This is a genomic window from Algoriphagus aquaeductus, assembly GCF_003253485.1.
GTDB classification, from domain to species: Bacteria; Bacteroidota; Bacteroidia; order Cytophagales; family Cyclobacteriaceae; genus Algoriphagus; species Algoriphagus aquaeductus.
This window is the reverse complement of sequence record NZ_QKTX01000010.1, coordinates 166985-183960: the sequence shown is the minus strand read 5'-3', so window position 1 is coordinate 183960 and position 16976 is coordinate 166985. Positions and strand designations below refer to the sequence as shown.

Genomic DNA, 16976 nt, shown 5'->3' with positions numbered 1-16976 from the left:
TTAAAAGTGAAAAATCAAGCGATCTGACGGGTTTCCTGCCAAGTCTCTTCAAAACTGATGTTGATGACAAAGCAAATGCTGATATCCAGACCAAAAGTCACCGAAGCGGTACAATTGGTCCGATTTTGAGCCGGAATACGGGTAACACTTCCGCTGGCTTCGATATAAATGGTCACACTGACCAAGCCTCCAGCCAGACTCGCCCTGCCCTTGAACAGCATGTAAGCAGTCACGGTTACTTTTTCCAAACTGGCATACAACTCGCATCCGACAATGTAAGTCACAGACACGGTTCCGATCACCGGCAAGCCTACCGCAATGGATGCCCCAAAGCCAAATTTCATGGCCAAACTCGGCCCAATCTTGGTATCACAGGCAAGCTTGAGGACTACTTCACCTACGGCAAAGATGGTCCCAACTCCTACGGAGGCACACATCACCTGCAATCCACCCCTAAACTGGATGTAGGCTCCTGCTGTGGGAAGTAATTGCTTGGGGTCAGTCGTGACTTTCAGCGCGGCATTGAAGTATACTCCCAATTCAAGCCCTGCCTCCAGTTTCAAAGGCGTGGTCGGCGCATCGTAAAGATTTTGCTCCGGTGGGAATCGCACCAAGGGAATTTCTTTCTTGGCCTCAAACTTATATTCCCAGATTTCGCCTGCATTGCTCATGGCGATTTCCAGGCCTTTTTTCATCACATCGCCATACCGGCCTTCGTTGAGTGAAGCCAACAGTTGAAGGAGTTCAATGACCGGTTCCAATGCTTCGTGAAATTCAATTTCCGGCGTGGGATAGCCCAAGCTTGGAAAATCTGAATCCTTTTCCCCTGGGAAACCTGCTTCCTTGCCTTTTTGAGCATCAAAATTCCCTTTGATCCGCATCAATCCTTTAAAAATCCCCAAATCCACCACCATAGAAAGATTATTGGTTCGGCTTTTCCAGGTTTTGGCAGCATCGGTAGCGAAGGAATCAATGTCAAAATTCAATTTTCCGTCCACATAGTTGGCATCTGTCTGCTTCTTTTTGGTGACGTATTCTATGTAGATTTTGAGTGCCTCGGTGTCGACCAGGTAAGTTTCGAATGGAGGCAGATCAAAGGCTAAGGCTTTTTGAAGTTGAGCATTGGCTTTGCCGGCAAGCAACTTGAATCCCTGGTCTACAATGGCTTGACCTTGTTTTTGGACTTCAATGGACATCAGTTCAAAGACATTGGCAGCCAAGTCTTTGACATCGGATCTTTCCACAAAAGCTTTGGTTTGAGACAAGCCACTTCCGGTGCCAGTAAGTATGGGGAATGCTTTACCAAATTCATCTATGGCATTTCCGGCATTCGGGAAAATGCTATTCCCTGCCATCAAGCTGTAAGCATCCGCAAAAAGCGGCGGAGTTTTACTGAAGAGCTTCTTTTCTCCTAAGATAAAACTTGGGGTAAGCATCAGTGCTTTTTGCGTAGCGGTGGTCTGCAGCAACCCAAAATTAATAGTGGAAGGAACAGGAGCTCTTAATAGCTCACTTGGGGCTGCCATTCTGATCAATTTATTCACATTCGCCAAAGGCACCGTGTAAAAAGAAGGAGTCCATTTACCATCTCTGATCAAAGGAATAGGAACGTGATTTGGCAATGGAATCACATCACCGGTACCCACCTGATGCTGAACCATACTCCAACTACCCGTCTTGGGCAGAATGGCACTTCCCCTTGCTGAGGCTACAAAGATGATTTTGGTATTATCCTTATTTTGAGCATGTGAAAAATCAAACCGAGTCAATCTCATGAGTTGGCCCGATTGATTGATGTCCATCACACAGTCAATATCTCCACCGATCAAGCCTCCCTGAAGGTCAAGTAGCTCCCTGAATCGCTGAGGAGTCAAGGTAAAGCCTGTCGGTGCCAATTGCACATAGCCCAGAATTTTTTTGGCAGGGGTTCGATTGTTTTTATGTCCTTGGACTAGATTTTCCAACTCCACATCGGCATCAAACCACACCGGGCGGCAAAAAATGGGGATTTCCTTAGGTTCGGCTTCGTTATGTTTCACAAGCTCACCCAACACATTGATGAATGTTCCTCCATTTTGAACCCAGTCTTTGGTATCAAAATCAGCCAAACTGGCGTCCTCCTTGATGTTTTTGATATTATAAAGTCCTTTCAAGACACCCGGATAAATATCAAAAGGTTCCACTGGGATCTCTGGCCAATCTGGTTTACCGGTCTCTGGATTTATTCCCGGAACCGGCGTCACCGTTGTATCCCAATACTTATATCTAAAATCAAATCGACCATCCGATTCCGGCTGCCAACCGGAATCCATCCGATAAACAAATCCAGAACTCGCTCTGAACAAGGTGATCGTCCGAACTACCCGAATTCCCCAAGGGTAAACGATACTTTTGACTTGGATAATTTCATGTGCTGTCCGGCCCAAAAAGACATCAAACTTAGCCTGACTGGTAGATGCTATTGCCGCGGTTGGACTCAGCCAATTGCTAAATACACTGGCTCCATACCCGGTAAAATCGATCGTTGTTACCGGTACACCTTTCGGATCCCCTGTCAATCCTGCAAATTCCCCGTTGAAAATCCGGGTCACGGAATCTCCCAGGGTACTTGCACCGGTGGAGTGGCCTTGAAGGTTCAGAATATTATTCAACTGCATGGTGAACCCCTTGAACATCGGGAAGTCGTTGAGCGCTGAATTGGAATCTTTTTTCCCGCTATCTCCACCGATAGCCCGGATTTGAATGCCACCGATCAACCCGTCTGAAAAACTAGGCGCATTGAACTCCACTTTGGGTTTGACCAAAGGATAGTCATTGCTGTGGTCCAAAAGTCCAACCGATTTCAATCCAAAGGGTAGCGTAAACTGGGTAATCAGATCAGCTTTCTGCTGCTGGAATTTTTCTACCAAAAACTGAGTGAGCGGAATTGGCGAAAGAGTTACTTTCTCCACAGAGGAGTTAAGGATTCGAGAAGGACCTCCATCATTGGGATAATAATTGAACCACTTGGGCGGATCCATCGGCTGCTCTTTTTCCGCTGTATTCCAGGCAGGTTCCCAGGCCACTTGAGGAAGCAAAAACACCCGGGCAAAATGGCCCGGCACTTTTACTTGCATTCCCTCGATGGTGATGATTTCTTCTTGGGAAGATTGGATCGTCATTTGACCTTCACCTGTATTGCGGGCGATCCCGGTAGTCTCTCTAATCACCCTTCTTTGCATGGGGTTGATTCCCATACTCACCCCTATTTGGTTGGCATTGGAACTTACATCCAGCAAAGCGAAGTAATCTGACTCCAATTGGCCGGCTTTTTTGGAATACTCTTCCTCATAGTTGGGGACTTCATTAATCGCTATACCCGCAACAGTTTTAAGCGTGCTGACCGGCACATCCGGTAAAGCGGCAGTGGATAATTTGGAGGACATGATGGCATCGCCGCCGGATAGATTCGAACTTCTTGTGGCGGCACCGCCGGCAACCTGCTGGTTTCCTTGACCAAAATGAAAACTGACTTTTACATCATCATATTCATTTGGAACTGGTTTTTGGATGATCCTACAAAACATCCATTGTGTAATCTGATCAAAGCTTCCTCCTTTGCCTCCTATCCTTCCGAAAATGCCAAAATTCGCCAAATAGGGATCAGGTAAGGTCGGCAGATAGCTCAATAATCCAAAAACAAGAAAAGTCTGGCTCTCGGTGATTTTCTTCCAGCTCTCATCGCACTTTCCAAAAATCATCACTCCATTGACGGGAGAAACTGTAAATAAGGCATTCTCCAAAGCCAAGGCTATGTTTTTGAACTTGGGTACTTTATCGAACGGCAACTTATTATCCCACATCACATTGTCATCTATCAGGTAGAATAAATTGGCCGTATCACTTCCTGCAAAAAGCACCAAGCTATCCTTGGTTTTCACGGCTACCGAATGACCGTTGACTTGCTTGGGTCGATCGGTCTGAACATCCGCATGGCAATTAGTAATGATCGCTTCAATTCCCTCGGCTGTGGAATTGTACAGAAAACCAAGTGGAGAAGGGAAAGTCAACTGAATGTGAGTACCGTAAAGATTCAATTCATCTTTCCAATGCTCCAATTTCTGAAAACTATCCTGGGAGGATCCCTGGATAGCGGTCATGGCAATTCGTCCCGGATCAACAAGGATTTGAGCATTTCCCAGGGAAATGGGGTTTCCTTCCATCCCTTTCCAAGATGCCTTGACCCCACTCTTGAAATCCTGGACAATTCCACCTGCACCTGCTGCCTCTAGCGGAGCCTGGATATCCAAGGTCGCTGCCGGAATACCCCACCAGCTTTGAGTCACTTGCCCCTGACCTTCAAAAGTCACCATCGGACTTCCAATTTTGGGAACGCCAAAGGTCGATTCGCTGCAAGCTAAAGGAATCAATACTCTGTTCAACTGGGGAGAAAAAGTGGGCGCTTTATTGGACTGAAAAGTAAACCCGGCACTACGACCGTATATTTTCCAAGCAGCATTTCCCACGGAATTTATTTTAGGGGCGGCTACCCCACCAAAGGAGAAATTCATCTGCGCTGGGGTGGTAAGTTCTGCCTCCCGTGCATCAATGCCGTGTTTTTTCTTGGGACCCTCCGTTGCCTTGGAAGGAGAAAGAGCCAATTGTGTGGTTGCTGTGGTAGAATTAGCCAAAACCAGGTTGGTCCCTTGAAGAGTTGGTTTAACGGACAATTTGATTTCTCCTGACTTTACTTGAAGTCCTATGTATCGATCATTTGGAGCATTGGAGGCAATCAGGCTGGCTTTGATCCAAACACTTCCTTCGACGATTTTATAGGTATCTGTGACTTCCACCGGTGCGGCTCCAATCACCTTTATCTTGGGTTCAGAAAATTGAGCCTTAAAAAGAATCAAAGGCTCCAAGGTTCCTTGCTTTCTCAAAGCAATGAGTTTTACTACCCGATAGACATCAATAAAAACCTGTCTTCCGTCTATTCTGGTCAAAGGCCCAATGGATTGTTCCACTTTTGCGCCTTGCCCCCAAGCGGGAACAGAGCCCGGAATCTGGGCGGATCGAATGGGTGTTTCCCTTATGAATACCCGGGTGTCCGCTTCTTCAATTTTCTCTTTGGAAACCTCCTCTGCGATTTTCTCTATTTTGCTGATCTGGGCTTTTTGAAGTCTGGATTGAAAGAAAAAATCCGCTGATTGGATAGAAAGTTTTGATGGAGAAACCGATTCGGGTTGCTGATAATGAATTGCTTTCGCAAATTTTTTCAGTCCTTCATCGAATGATTTTTTTTCGGGGGCGGATTCTGCCTGAAGTTGGCTAAACACCTGCGCCAAAAGCGATTGAATGAGGTCTTGTTCCATAGTGAAAAATAAATAGTTAAAAGCAGTACTATTTTCCAGTAAAAATCTGACGTCCGCTCAGCACTAAAAATTCCTTGTTTCAATCAGCATCAACCGAAAAACATGCTAAAAGCTAGACAAAAATTTCTTCTAATTCCAAGTTTTAACCTATTTAATTGCTTGAAAATCTTGAAATTAACTTGATAATAGTACAAGGCAATTAGGTTAATCATCGGATAGTACAAAAATGCCTTGGTAAATCATAAAACAAGGATTTGTCACGCTGATCTTTAGATTAGCGATCAGAGTAGAGCAAGTTCATGAACCTTAGATAAACCGCTCATCCATTTCTTTTCCGGGATTTTTTTCCCAGAATCTACCTTTGTCTATTCTCCACCACCATGAGACTTGCGTCACTACCTTTAATGTATCTTTTTTTCTTCCTGCAAGGATGGTGCTTTGGGCAGGAAATCAGCATTAGGGATGCCGAAAAAGGATTGCCATTGCCCGGAGTTTTGGTCTATTCCTCTGACCCTGGACTGACCGTCATGACCAATACGGAAGGTAAAGCCGACCTTACTTCATTTAATGGCAAAAAAAACCTGATGATCCAGCTTTTGGGATACCAATCTTTGGCTATTTCCTGGGAAGAACTTTCCCAAAAAGATTTTATCCTCTACCTGCATCCCAGTCCTATCACCTTGGACATAGCGGTGATATCTGCGTCGAGATGGAACCAAAACTCCCAAGAAGTGGCGGGCAAGGTCAGACATTTGGACAGCCAACAACTTCTCCTCCGAAATCCTGCCAATGCCGCCGATTGGCTTGGTTCTTCAGGGGAAGTGTTTATTCAAAAAAGTCAAATGGGAGGAGGCAGTCCTATGATCCGGGGATTTTCGGCCAATCGGCTTTTATATGCCGTAGATGGTATCCGAATGAACACGGCCATTTTCAGAAGCGGAAATCTCCAAAATGTCATTTCCATTGATCCTTTCAGTTTGAAAAACACCGAGGTACTTTTTGGACCAGGTTCAGTGATGTATGGTTCGGATGCAATCGGTGGGGTGATGGTTTTTGAAACCTTGAGTCCGGATCTGGACCAAAAGAAAATAAAAGGAACCGTACTTACCCGGCTTTCCTCTGCTTCCGGCGAAAAGACTGTACACGCCTCGGTTGCTTATGGAACAGGAAAATGGAGTTTTTTGACCAGCGCTACACATTTTGATTTTGGTGACCTGACCATGGGAAAAGTAGGGGGACAAGAATCCTATCTCCGAACAGAATATGTGTTGCGGGAGAATGGAACGGATGTTCAAAAAGTCAATTCCAATCCTTATCGCCAAATAGGTAGCGGATATTCCCAAGTCAATCTCATGCAAAAAGTAAATTGGGAGGCCAACGAAAAATCCAAATTTGAATATGGATTTCATTTTTCAAGCACCAGTAACCTTCCCAGATACGATCGGCTGATCGAAAAAAGAGAGGGTCGGCTTCGGTTTTCCAGATGGGATTACGGTCCCCAAAAATGGATGATGAACAACCTCAGATGGAACTACCGGAATTCCACAAAATGGTTTGATCAGATCAAGGTAATTGGGGCTTATCAATTGTTTGAGGAAAGTAGAATCGATCGAAGGTTTGGCGATCTGCTGGAATACAACCGCCTTGAGAGAGTCCATGCTTACTCTCTCAATGCAGATTTTCTGAAAAATTTCGAAGCGGACAACTTTCTGAGTTATGGAGTAGAAGGTGTCATCAACACGGTAGCCTCCAGTGGGTTTTCAAAAAATATTTCCACCCTCGAAAAAACACCTGCTTCGGTCCGCTATCCCAATTCTTCCTGGAGTTCTTTGGCCGCTTACGCGAGTTACCATGATCAACTTTCGAAAAAATGGAAATTTCAGACCGCCTTTCGGTATAACCTGAACGGCATTCGTGCCGATTTCTCCTCAAACCGCGAGTTTTTCCCCCTTCCTTTTTCGACTTCCAAGGATCAATTTCATTCAGTCACCGGAAATCTGGGAGTGATCTTTCAGCCTGAACCCAGTTTTTCAATTGCCCCGCTGATTTCCACGGGATTCAGAGCTCCCAATGTGGACGACATCGGTAAGATCTTTGACTCGGAACCGGGGGCAGTCTTGGTTCCTAACCCCAACCTGCGTCCGGAATACGCATATAATACAGAAATCAACCTGAATAAGCATATTCAAAACTGGATTAAAATTGATTTCACCGGATTCTACACCCTACTCGATCAAGCCTTGGTGAGAAGGCCGTTTACCTTGAATGGACAATCCGAAATCGTCTATGACGGAGAACTGAGTCAAGTATTAGCCATTCAAAATGGTGCCTTTGCTGAGATTGTAGGATTTCAGGCCGGCTTTGAAATCGCCATTCACAAAAGACTGCTTTGGTCTTCAACGTACAATTGGCAAAAAGGCACGGAAGAATTAGAAGATCAAAGTACCAGCCCCTCCCGGCATGCTGCGCCTGCCTTTGGCTTGACTCGATTGGCCTATTTGGGTCAAAAACTCAAATTGGATCTCAGTATGCAATACAGTGCCGAAATGCCCTTTGAAAAAATGCCCCTGGAAGAAATCGGCAAGCCGGCAATCTATGCGAGGGATGCGAATGGAAACCCATATTCCCCCGGTTGGCTGGTTTTTCACCTCAATTCAACCTATCAGCTCAATCCGATATTGCAGATCAGTGCCACGGTCGAAAATATCACCGACCAACAATACCGAAGTTATAGTTCGGGAATTGTAGCACCGGGGCGAAATTTCACGTTGAGTGTCAAAGGAAGTTTTTAGGACTGCACAGAAAAAAATTGTAACCATCTTCTCCATGCCATCGGGCCTATCAAAGGTAAAAATGCATGTCGGGGCCTGCACAAACTGAAAGGATTATAGGCCGGGCGACCTGCATTCAGCAGACAGCTCTGACCCTAAAAAACAAATTCTAAAAAATGAAACAAACTGTCAAAAAACTTGGATTGACTCTAGCCCTGTTTTCCTTTCTGGCATTGATCCCGATGAGTTGCGGAGTAATCTGTAATGACTCCTGTGGTTGCGGTCCTTCAGCCTTCCGTACCCAACAGATGAACATTAAGTCTTTGGATGTGCTGACCATTTCATCCACTGGTCAGGAGATCAATCCCAGCCAAGCCATGGCTTACGACCAGGTGTTTAAGGGGATAAGAGTGAAGGAATTTGACATAATCAAGCTTTCTGAAAAATCCGTTCCCAATCAGTCAACTTTTGGGCTGGCTCTGGCCTGCAGCCAACCTCCCCTCATTTCTGAAGAAAAATTCCAAACTATTCAGGTCATCAATCGCAAAGAATTTGCCTTGAGCAATGGCACTCAGGTCTTGAAAGGAGAGGATATCACTGACTTGTTTGGAATAAATTCCATTTATGTAGGTACGCTCCAGCCCTTGAATGTATTTGTTGATTCGGGAAGAAACTTTATCCTGGAAGAATATTTCAAGTTGGGTCTCTTGGAAGCCCCAGCAGAACCGATTTCTTTCTTTTTTGACCTAAAGGTTAAATTTGATAACGGTAAGGAATTTATTTTCACGGATCAGAACCTAAACATCAACTGAAAGGGCGCGAAAATTCTTCATTATTTTTCTTTAGATTCATTCCAAAGAAAGCTACTTTTGCGTCTTGGCGACTCTAGACCCATGACCGCAGACCAACTACCACTAAATCATTCCGGAAAAATCCTTGAGATCCTTCCCTCCCCTTTGAAAATCAACCTAATGGAGTTGGGATTCCTTCCAGGAAAATACCTGACACTCCATCACAAGGCACCTTCCGGTGGTCCTTTGGCGTTTCAAATGGACGAAACCCTGTTGGCCCTTCGATCCAAGGAAGCCGCCCTGATTCGCATCGAACTCATCTGATTTTCATGGCCGAGACTACACTTTCCAAATCCACCCAGACTACCCGCATAGCCATCATAGGCAACCCTAACGTTGGCAAATCCACCATTTTCAACTACCTGACTGGGCTCAACCAAAAAATCGGTAATTACCCCGGAGTGACTGTAGACAAAAAAACAGGGTTTTTCCACCATAACGGAGAACACTTTGAAATCCTGGACCTTCCCGGTACATACAGCCTCTTTCCGAATTCAGAGGATGAGATCATCGCCCACAGGGTATTGAATAATACCCACCTGGAAACCCGTCCGGATTATGTCTTGATGGTCATCGACTCCACTCAGCTATCCCGGGGATTGTTTTTGGCCACTCAATTGATCGACTTGGGGATCAACCTGGCCATTGTGCTCAACATGGCCGATATCGCGGAGAAAAAAAGTATTGAAATCAGAACCTTTGAACTTTTCAAAAATCTGGGAGTTCCGATTTTACAAACTGATGCCCGAAACCAAAAGGGTTTAGATCAAATCAAAAACCTGATCAGTCAGAGAAATTTCACCCAAGCACCTACTTTTTTAAACATACTTGAAGTCATCCCTGAAGGGCTTCTGAAGCAAGTACGGGACAAATTTGACCTCGAAAATAACTATCAGGCCTACCAAATGATCCGTTTCGGTGCCAAGGACAAAGCTATTTTGGAAGCTGTCCGAATTTGGCTTCAGCAACTCTGTCAAACAGAAAAGTTCAACTTGGAAGAGGCGCAGCTGGAAGAAACCAAAATCCGCTATGCTAAAATCACCGATTTGGTCAACAAATCTCTGTTCAAGAAAACAGCCCCTAAGCCAAAATCAAATCTAGATCGCCTGTTTCTCCATTCGGTGGGTGGATACTTGGTCTTTCTGGCCATACTTCTGATCATTTTTCAGGCGATTTTTTCCTGGGCTTCCTATCCCATGGATTGGATCGATGGATTCTTTGCCGATCTCGGCGGATGGATCCAATCCAGTCTTCCCGATGGTCCTTTAACCAGGTTGCTGGCCGAAGGTGTCATTCCAGGAATAGGCGGTGTGGTGATTTTCATTCCTCAGATCGCTCTTTTGTTCGGGTTTCTGGCCATTCTCGAAGATACCGGGTATATGTCCCGTGTAGTGTTTTTGATGGACCGATGGATGAGACCATTTGGTCTCCATGGCAAAAGTATAGTTCCTTTGGTGTCCGGAGTCGCCTGTGCGATTCCCGGGGTGATGGCTGCCAGAAACATATCCAACTGGAAGGAAAAAATGATTACCATTCTGGTCACTCCGCTGATGAGCTGCTCTGCCAGACTTCCGGTATACATTATTTTAATCGGGCTCACCGTCCCGGATGAGACTGTAGCCGGATTTGTCAATCTCCAAGCCTTGGCGCTTTTGGGGCTTTACCTACTCGGCATACTCGGAGTTTTAGCTACCTCATTTATTCTCAAATCTATCCTGAAGACAGATGAGAAAAGCTTTCTGATGACCGAGCTCCCCTCCTACCGCATTCCCCGCTGGGGAGATGTAGGAATTACCATGGTGGAAAAATCAAAAACCTTTGTCCTGGAAGCCGGAAAAGTAATTCTGGCCATTTCCATTGTCCTGTGGGTTTTGGCTTCGTATGGACCGCCAGCACGAATGGATGAAATCCGAAGCCAAGGAGAGGCAAGGCTGGAAAATGTGCTCGAGGAAGAACAGATAGCCGAAATTGAAGCCGAAACTTCGGCTAAACTTTTGGAAAACTCATTCATAGGCATTATGGGAAGAGCCATCGAACCGGTAATCAAACCCTTGGGATATGACTGGAAAATCGGGATTGCGTTGATCACTTCCTTTGCTGCCCGAGAAGTATTTATTTCCACCATGGCGACCATTTACAGCATTGGGGGAGATGTGGAAGACGACCTTACGATCAGGGAAAAACTCGATCAACAAATCAATGCCAATACCGGAGAAAAAACCTTCAATAAAGCTACGGCATTCTCTCTGATGGTATTTTATGTCTTTGCGATGCAATGCATGAGTACCTTGGCCGTGGTCAAGCGAGAAACCAAAAGCTGGAAATGGCCGTTGATTCAGACGATATACATGAGTGGATTGGCTTACCTTATGGCTTTCATCACCTTTCAAATCTTCTCTTGACATGTGGCAGGAAGTGATCGTCGGACTATTGGTTCTCGGAGCGGGGGCATATCTTTGGAGAAAGCTGTTCTTCAAGCCCAAAACCCAGCCCGGTTGCGACAAATGCGCAAAACCCTAATCACTGTTTCGGGAATTCATTGAATTCCCGATTTTTTTGATGAATATTCGTCTATGAGCAAAATAGCCCGTCAAAGCATTCAGACTACGATTTTTTCTTATTTCGGGGTGATTTTGGGCTATATCAATGTCCTTTGGCTTTATCCTTTTGCGCTGGATTCGACCGAACTTGGTACCTTCCGAACCATTCAGGATTTAGGGCTTCTCTTTGTACCCTTTGCCCAGCTTGGGGTGGGACATGGCATCACCCGGTATTTTCCTAAGCTGGAAAAACACCAATCTGCCTTTTTGACCTACAGTTTGGCTTTCTCCCTGTTGGGATTTGGATTGGTCTCCTTGATTTTCTTTGGTCTGAAAGAGGAAATTGTCGGGCTATTTGCTTCCAATTCTCCCGAAGTCATCGATTTTCTGGGGATTGTGTTGCTGATTACGTTATTTGCTTTGATCAGCAGTGTTTTGGATGCCTATGCGAGATCTTATGTCAAAGTAGCCATCCCCACCTTCTTCCGGGAGGTATTTTTGCGGGCCCTGACTTCAATCCTGGTGGCCGTATACTTGCTGAAGTGGATCAATTTTGACCAGGTCATGCAGGGGCTGGTTGCAGTCTACGGAATTGCCTTGGCAGGAGTGTGGACTTATTTGATCTGGTTGGGTGTATTCAAACTGGAGTTCACCTGGAATCACTTTCCCAAGGGATTTAGAAGTTCATTCCTGCAATTTAGTCTGATTACCTTTTTGGCAACAGCTGCTTCCACACTGATCATGAAAATCGATTCCATCATGGTCAGTTCAATGATTAGTCTGGAGGCTACAGCCATCTATTCGATTGCATTCTATATGGCCCTGGTGATCGAATTGCCCCGTAGAGCGATATCCCAGGTAGCCATGCCTGTAGTGGCGGATCATTTTGCAAGGGAGAGAATCTCCGAAATCAACCTTTTATATCGGCAACTTTCCAACCGGCAGCTTTACATCTGCCTGCTTCTGTTTGCGTTGATTTGGTCCAATATAGACCAGATCTATCACTTCGTACCAAACAGAGAAATCTATCAAGCTGGAAAATGGGTTGTTTTTTACATAGCAGTAGGCAAAATTTTCGATGTAGCCTTCTCCATCAACAGCGAAATCTTGGTCTTTTCCAAATATTACCGGTTCAATCTACTCCTGACCATTGCCATGAGCGCATTGATAATAGGGGTGAATTATTGGTTGATCCCAATCTTTGGAATCGAAGGAGCTGCTATAGGATCGGCCCTGGTGATGCTAATCTTCAATCTGATCAAATATGGTTATCTCAAAATCAGACTGCATCTGGATCCGTTCAGCTGGGATACGCTAAGGATCCTTGCGGTCGGAGTATCTTCCAGCATGGTCATGTTTCTAGACTTGGAGGGAGTCCATCCCTTTTTCCAGTTGGTTCTCAAATCAATCCTGGTTTTGGGTATTTTTCTTGTGAGTTCTTTCCTGGTCGGAGCCGGAAAAGAAGAATGGAATTGGGTAAGGGAGAGATTAAAAAAGTCCGGGCCTTAGAGTGTTACGAAACCTCTTTTATTGACAAGATTTGAGCTGCTTGAATTCCGCAAACTTCCACTGTTATCCTGCGTTTTGTGCGAGGTCCCGATTCCGATAGCAATCGAAACGGGATGAGGCCTGTTTTTGGAAGGAGCTTCACTCGGGATTGTTTTTAAATTGTGAAGTTCGAACATGTCGGCGGCCCGGACTATGCAAATATACGGGAAGCAGGCAGGACCGTTGGTAGATTTGAGTAAAAAAACCTGATAATTCGCATTTCTATCACAGGAAGAATTTCCTCTTCTTTTGAGCGGAAGGCCTTTCTTCCACTAAGCAAAGCCGATGACCGAAGGATTCACAGATCAGCCGTTTGTTTACTGTTTGAGCTCTAATTCTGGTAACTGGCTAATCAGGAGCTTTCCAAAAAAATGGGACACCAGGATTCCTGGGCTTGACCAAAAACCCCACTAAAAAAATCCACCGAGGTTCAGGCTTTTGGCAAGATGCTATGTAGGACTTGGCAATCGCATTTTCCCTGTCAAAGATTCTTACAGATGCAAATTCAATGGGAAAGGAACCATCAAAAATGGACGGAAATAAACCTAACCCCCTACTTCTTCCCGAAATCGAGAATTGAGAAAAAGTAGACCTCCAAATTTTATTTTAAACATCTCCACCAAAAATCGCCTCATTTTTAAGGTTTAGCCAATTAACAGGAAAAAAATCAGAATTTTATTTTGCTCTTTTCTCAGTAGATTACTCTCCTCATTTTAACTTTGCATCGACAATTCCCCAGTCTCTATGTATTTGATTAAAAAATTGATTGTTTGTCTTGATCAGACCCCTCTGGATCAAACCCTGATAGAATATGCCTCTTTTATTGCCAGGGTCAATCAGACTAAGAAAATCTATTTCGCCAATGTGATCAAGAATCTGTCCATTCCTAAAGAGGTTTTGGAAGAGTTTCCCAATCTGATCGAAAACATGATCAATGAGCGAAAGGAAGCCATGGAGAAATTGGTTCAGGAATATTTTCCGGAGATCAAAGGATTGGCCATCAGCTACGTAGTAAAGGAGGGTAATCTTTCCAAAAAAATCCTCAAGCTGGCAGAAGAAAAATCCGCCGATATGATTTTGATCGGTAGAAAAGTAGATCTGCCGGGCACCGGTGTAGCTTCACAGCGTTTGGCTCGCAGAGCATCCTGCTCCTTGCTGATTGTGCCCGAAGGGGCCAGACCACGAATCAATAAGCTGTTGGTTCCCAGTGATTTTTCGGATTACTCCAAAGACGCCCTGGAAGAAGCCATCATGATTGCCGAAAAACATGGAGGAACAGCTGAGATCGTCTGCCAAAATGTATTTACGGTACCTTCAGGCTATCATTTTACCGGTAAAAGCTATGAGGAATTTACCGACATCATGAAAATGCATGCTGAAATAAACTATAAAAAATTTATCCGTAGAATCGACACCAAAGGCATCAAAATCACCCCGATCTACACCAAGGACGATGACGATGATCCGGTTCAGGAGATTGTCTCCAAGGCATTGGAAATCGATGCTGACGGGATCATTATCGGTGCAAAAGGTCGGACTGCAGCCACCGCATTGTTTATCGGAAGTATGGCCGAGCGACTGATTCAGTACAATGATAGCCTTCCCCTACTCGTGACCAGACCCAAGGGAAAAAATGCCGGTATCCTGGATTATATTCTCGAGATTTAAACCGTCACCTCTTTATCCCCTTTACAAAGGCTTCAATTCCGCATTGAAGCCTTTTTTTAATCCCCTTAAAAATCAGACAACTTAATAAGATTAGACCTCAGCGTTGTATTACCACTTTCAGGTCTGTGGGTAAACACGTCTATTCCCCACTGTTTTGACCATCCCAGAGGATTTAAATCCATGCCTGAGAAAATGGCCCTTCCAATTCTTTTTTTACATTCACTTAAACGAACCCTATCCAGGCTAGTCTAAAGCTGGAAAATGAAAGAAACCGATCAACACATCCTAGAGCTGATTCGATCCCCCTTCGCCAGGGAATTGGGATATCGAAAGTTGATCGAGTGCTATCAGACCAAAGTATACCATGTCATTCGCAGGATGGTCATCATCCACGAAGACGCCGATGACTTGACCCAAAACACCTTCATCAAAGCGTTCAAAAGCTTGGATAAATTTGAAGGAAATTCTTCCTTGTTTACCTGGCTATACCGGATAGCAACCAATGAGACCCTGACTTTTCTGGAAAAAAAGAAAAAGCGATATTTCTTTTCCTTGGATGACCATCAGGAAAAAATGGAATCCTACCTGGATCATTCGGGGCAGTTGGACGGGGACCAAATACAGGTCCGACTTCATAAAGCCCTTCTCAAGCTTCCTGACAAGCAGCGTTTGGTGTTTCACCTCAAGTACCAGGAAGAGCTCAGCTACGAAGAAATGGCTCAAATCACCGGTACCAGTGTGGGGGCGCTTAAAGCCAGCTACCATCACGCAGTCAAAAAAATTGAACAATTTGTAGTAAACGAATAAACCTCAAGGCCTTGGCCCAGTCTAAATCACGATGGAAAAGTTACCCAAGCTCCAAGAATTCACTCCGCCCGAAGGCTATTTCGAAACCCTTCCGGACGAAATTCTGAAAAAAACAGCCCAAAAACCCTCCTTCCCCTATCTTAAATATGCTGCAGCTGCACTTCTTTTCGTAACCTTGGGATGGTGGCAATTGGGAAATCTCGATCAGTCAACCCAGCAACTAAGTCTGGAGGAGGAAGCACTCCTATACATCGAAAGTAATCAATGGACGGCCGAGGATGTTCTCAGCCTATCGGAAAACCCCAATGAGATCCTGGATATGATCATTATGGAAGAGTTTGGTCAGCAAGACCCTCTTTGGGCAGAAGAAGACAACTGGTTTTAAAAACCTGAATAAGATGTATCCAGCAATACATTCGATTTTGCCCTTTCCCCTAACCACCTTCAGATGGATTGCACCTCAACTTCAACCGAAAAAATGAAAAAACTAACGCTATACCTTGTATTCATTTTCGCATGCTTTGCCGGAAATGCTTTGGCACAACGACCTACTCAAAATATTGATCCTGAAAAACTTCAGGCTGCCCGCATTGCATTTATTACGTCTCGCATTGATCTCAAGCCCGAGCAAGCCGAAAAATTCTGGCCTGTTTTTAATAAATACACCGAACAACGGGAATCGACCATGAAATCCATGTCCGAATTGAATCGGGGAATGGAGAGCATTTCTGAAGAGGAGGCCAAATCGAGAATTCAAAAACGCCTGCAGCTTCAACAAAAAATGCTTGATGATGAAAAGGCTTTTACTGCTGAAATATCCAAGGTAATCAGTGCTAAACAAGTGTTGATGCTCAACAATATCGCCAGGGATTTCAACCGGCATATCTACCAAAGACAACGCGGTCCAAACAATTGACGCAGCAAATGATTAAAAAAGCCCCGAAACTTGACATTTCGGGGCTTTTGGCTTATTTCTTCAACAAATCTCTGATTTCTTCCAACAACTTCTCGCTTGGTGTAGGAGCAGGAGGCGGTGGCGGAGGAGCTGGAGCTTCCTCTTTCTTTTTATTCATTTGATTGATACCCTTGATCGCCATAAAGATCACAAAGGCAATGATCGCAAAATCCACCACATTCTGGATAAACATCCCATAATTCAAGGTCACAGCGGCTATAGCCTCCCCGGCCTCATTTGTGGTGGCATCTTTGAGCACCACATTTAAATCTTTAAAATCTACTCCTCCAACTAATAAGCCAATAGGCGGCATCACCACGTCATTGACAAAGGAGGATACGATTTTACCAAATGCGCCACCGATAATCACACCCACTGCGAGATCGATGACATTGCCTTTGACAGCAAACTCTTTAAATTCCTTTAATAATCCCATATAATGTAAGGTTGGTTGATGAATTACGGAATATTCTGAAAATTCTTGT

11 protein-coding genes are annotated in these 16976 nt (G+C 44.7%); 9 read left to right on the top strand and 2 right to left on the bottom strand.

Going from position 1 to position 16976, the window contains the following annotated elements:
- Nucleotides 1–14: 14 nt before the first annotated feature.
- Entirely contained in the window at nucleotides 15–5351 is a 5337-nt protein-coding gene (locus tag CLV31_RS14410; RefSeq protein WP_111393601.1) for a hypothetical protein, read from the bottom strand.
- A gap of 380 nt (nucleotides 5352–5731) precedes the next feature.
- Here CLV31_RS14410 and CLV31_RS14405 point away from each other — a divergent pair, with 380 nt between their 5' ends.
- The 9 genes from CLV31_RS14405 to CLV31_RS14355 all read left to right on the top strand — a co-directional run bounded on the left by CLV31_RS14405 (nucleotide 5732) and on the right by CLV31_RS14355 (nucleotide 16452).
- Nucleotides 5732–8143 (top strand): TonB-dependent receptor plug domain-containing protein, encoded by a 2412-nt coding sequence (locus tag CLV31_RS14405; protein ID WP_245943408.1) that lies wholly within the window; start codon nucleotides 5732–5734, stop codon nucleotides 8141–8143.
- A gap of 155 nt (nucleotides 8144–8298) precedes the next feature.
- The gene (locus tag CLV31_RS14400; protein ID WP_111393599.1) at nucleotides 8299–8934 is read left to right on the top strand and encodes a hypothetical protein; all 636 of its coding nucleotides are present in this window, start codon (nucleotides 8299–8301) and stop codon (nucleotides 8932–8934) included.
- 81 nt (nucleotides 8935–9015) lie between these two features.
- A complete protein-coding gene (locus tag CLV31_RS14395; RefSeq protein WP_111393598.1) occupies nucleotides 9016–9237 on the top strand; it encodes a FeoA family protein in 222 nt (73 codons plus the stop codon).
- Nucleotides 9238–9242: 5 nt separating this feature from the next.
- Complete coding sequence (gene feoB / locus CLV31_RS14390) at nucleotides 9243–11375, top strand: ferrous iron transport protein B (RefSeq protein ID WP_111393597.1); 2133 nt, start codon at nucleotides 9243–9245, stop codon at nucleotides 11373–11375.
- A 171-nt stretch (nucleotides 11376–11546) separates the two neighbouring features.
- A complete protein-coding gene (locus CLV31_RS14380; protein WP_111393595.1) occupies nucleotides 11547–13022 on the top strand; it encodes a lipopolysaccharide biosynthesis protein in 1476 nt (491 codons plus the stop codon).
- A 783-nt stretch (nucleotides 13023–13805) separates the two neighbouring features.
- Nucleotides 13806–14729 carry a universal stress protein gene (locus tag CLV31_RS14370; RefSeq protein WP_111393593.1) on the top strand — a complete coding sequence of 308 codons (924 nt, stop codon included), beginning with the start codon at nucleotides 13806–13808 and terminating at the stop codon, nucleotides 14727–14729.
- Nucleotides 14730–14990: 261 nt separating this feature from the next.
- Nucleotides 14991–15536, top strand: coding sequence for an RNA polymerase sigma factor (locus tag CLV31_RS14365; RefSeq protein ID WP_111393592.1), 546 nt, complete (start codon nucleotides 14991–14993; stop codon nucleotides 15534–15536).
- Between the two features lie 31 nt (nucleotides 15537–15567).
- The gene (locus CLV31_RS14360) at nucleotides 15568–15921 is read left to right on the top strand and encodes a hypothetical protein (RefSeq protein ID WP_111393591.1); all 354 of its coding nucleotides are present in this window, start codon (nucleotides 15568–15570) and stop codon (nucleotides 15919–15921) included.
- A 93-nt stretch (nucleotides 15922–16014) separates the two neighbouring features.
- Nucleotides 16015–16452: a hypothetical protein gene (locus CLV31_RS14355; protein WP_146250904.1), complete on the top strand. Its 438-nt coding sequence runs from the start codon at nucleotides 16015–16017 to the stop codon at nucleotides 16450–16452.
- A 52-nt stretch (nucleotides 16453–16504) separates the two neighbouring features.
- Here the strand turns inward: CLV31_RS14355 and mscL are convergent, their stop codons facing one another.
- Nucleotides 16505–16927 (bottom strand): large-conductance mechanosensitive channel protein MscL, encoded by a 423-nt coding sequence (mscL, locus tag CLV31_RS14350; protein WP_111393589.1) that lies wholly within the window; start codon nucleotides 16925–16927, stop codon nucleotides 16505–16507.
- Nucleotides 16928–16976: the final 49 nt, after the last annotated feature.

Excerpts from the sequence above, each read along its gene's own strand:
- CLV31_RS14410 (WP_111393601.1), bottom strand. The coding sequence starts at position 5,351 with ATGGAACAAGACCTCATTCAATCGCTTTTGGCGCAGGTGTTTAGCCAA.
- CLV31_RS14405 (WP_245943408.1), top strand. The coding sequence starts at position 5,732 with ATGAGACTTGCGTCACTACCTTTAATGTATCTTTTTTTCTTCCTGCAA.
- CLV31_RS14400 (WP_111393599.1), top strand. The coding sequence starts at position 8,299 with ATGAAACAAACTGTCAAAAAACTTGGATTGACTCTAGCCCTGTTTTCC.
- CLV31_RS14395 (WP_111393598.1), top strand. The coding sequence starts at position 9,016 with ATGACCGCAGACCAACTACCACTAAATCATTCCGGAAAAATCCTTGAG.
- feoB (WP_111393597.1), top strand. The coding sequence starts at position 9,243 with ATGGCCGAGACTACACTTTCCAAATCCACCCAGACTACCCGCATAGCC.
- CLV31_RS14380 (WP_111393595.1), top strand. The coding sequence starts at position 11,547 with ATGAGCAAAATAGCCCGTCAAAGCATTCAGACTACGATTTTTTCTTAT.
- CLV31_RS14370 (WP_111393593.1), top strand. The coding sequence starts at position 13,806 with ATGTATTTGATTAAAAAATTGATTGTTTGTCTTGATCAGACCCCTCTG.
- CLV31_RS14365 (WP_111393592.1), top strand. The coding sequence starts at position 14,991 with ATGAAAGAAACCGATCAACACATCCTAGAGCTGATTCGATCCCCCTTC.
- CLV31_RS14360 (WP_111393591.1), top strand. The coding sequence starts at position 15,568 with ATGGAAAAGTTACCCAAGCTCCAAGAATTCACTCCGCCCGAAGGCTAT.
- CLV31_RS14355 (WP_146250904.1), top strand. The coding sequence starts at position 16,015 with ATGAAAAAACTAACGCTATACCTTGTATTCATTTTCGCATGCTTTGCC.
- mscL (WP_111393589.1), bottom strand. The coding sequence starts at position 16,927 with ATGGGATTATTAAAGGAATTTAAAGAGTTTGCTGTCAAAGGCAATGTC.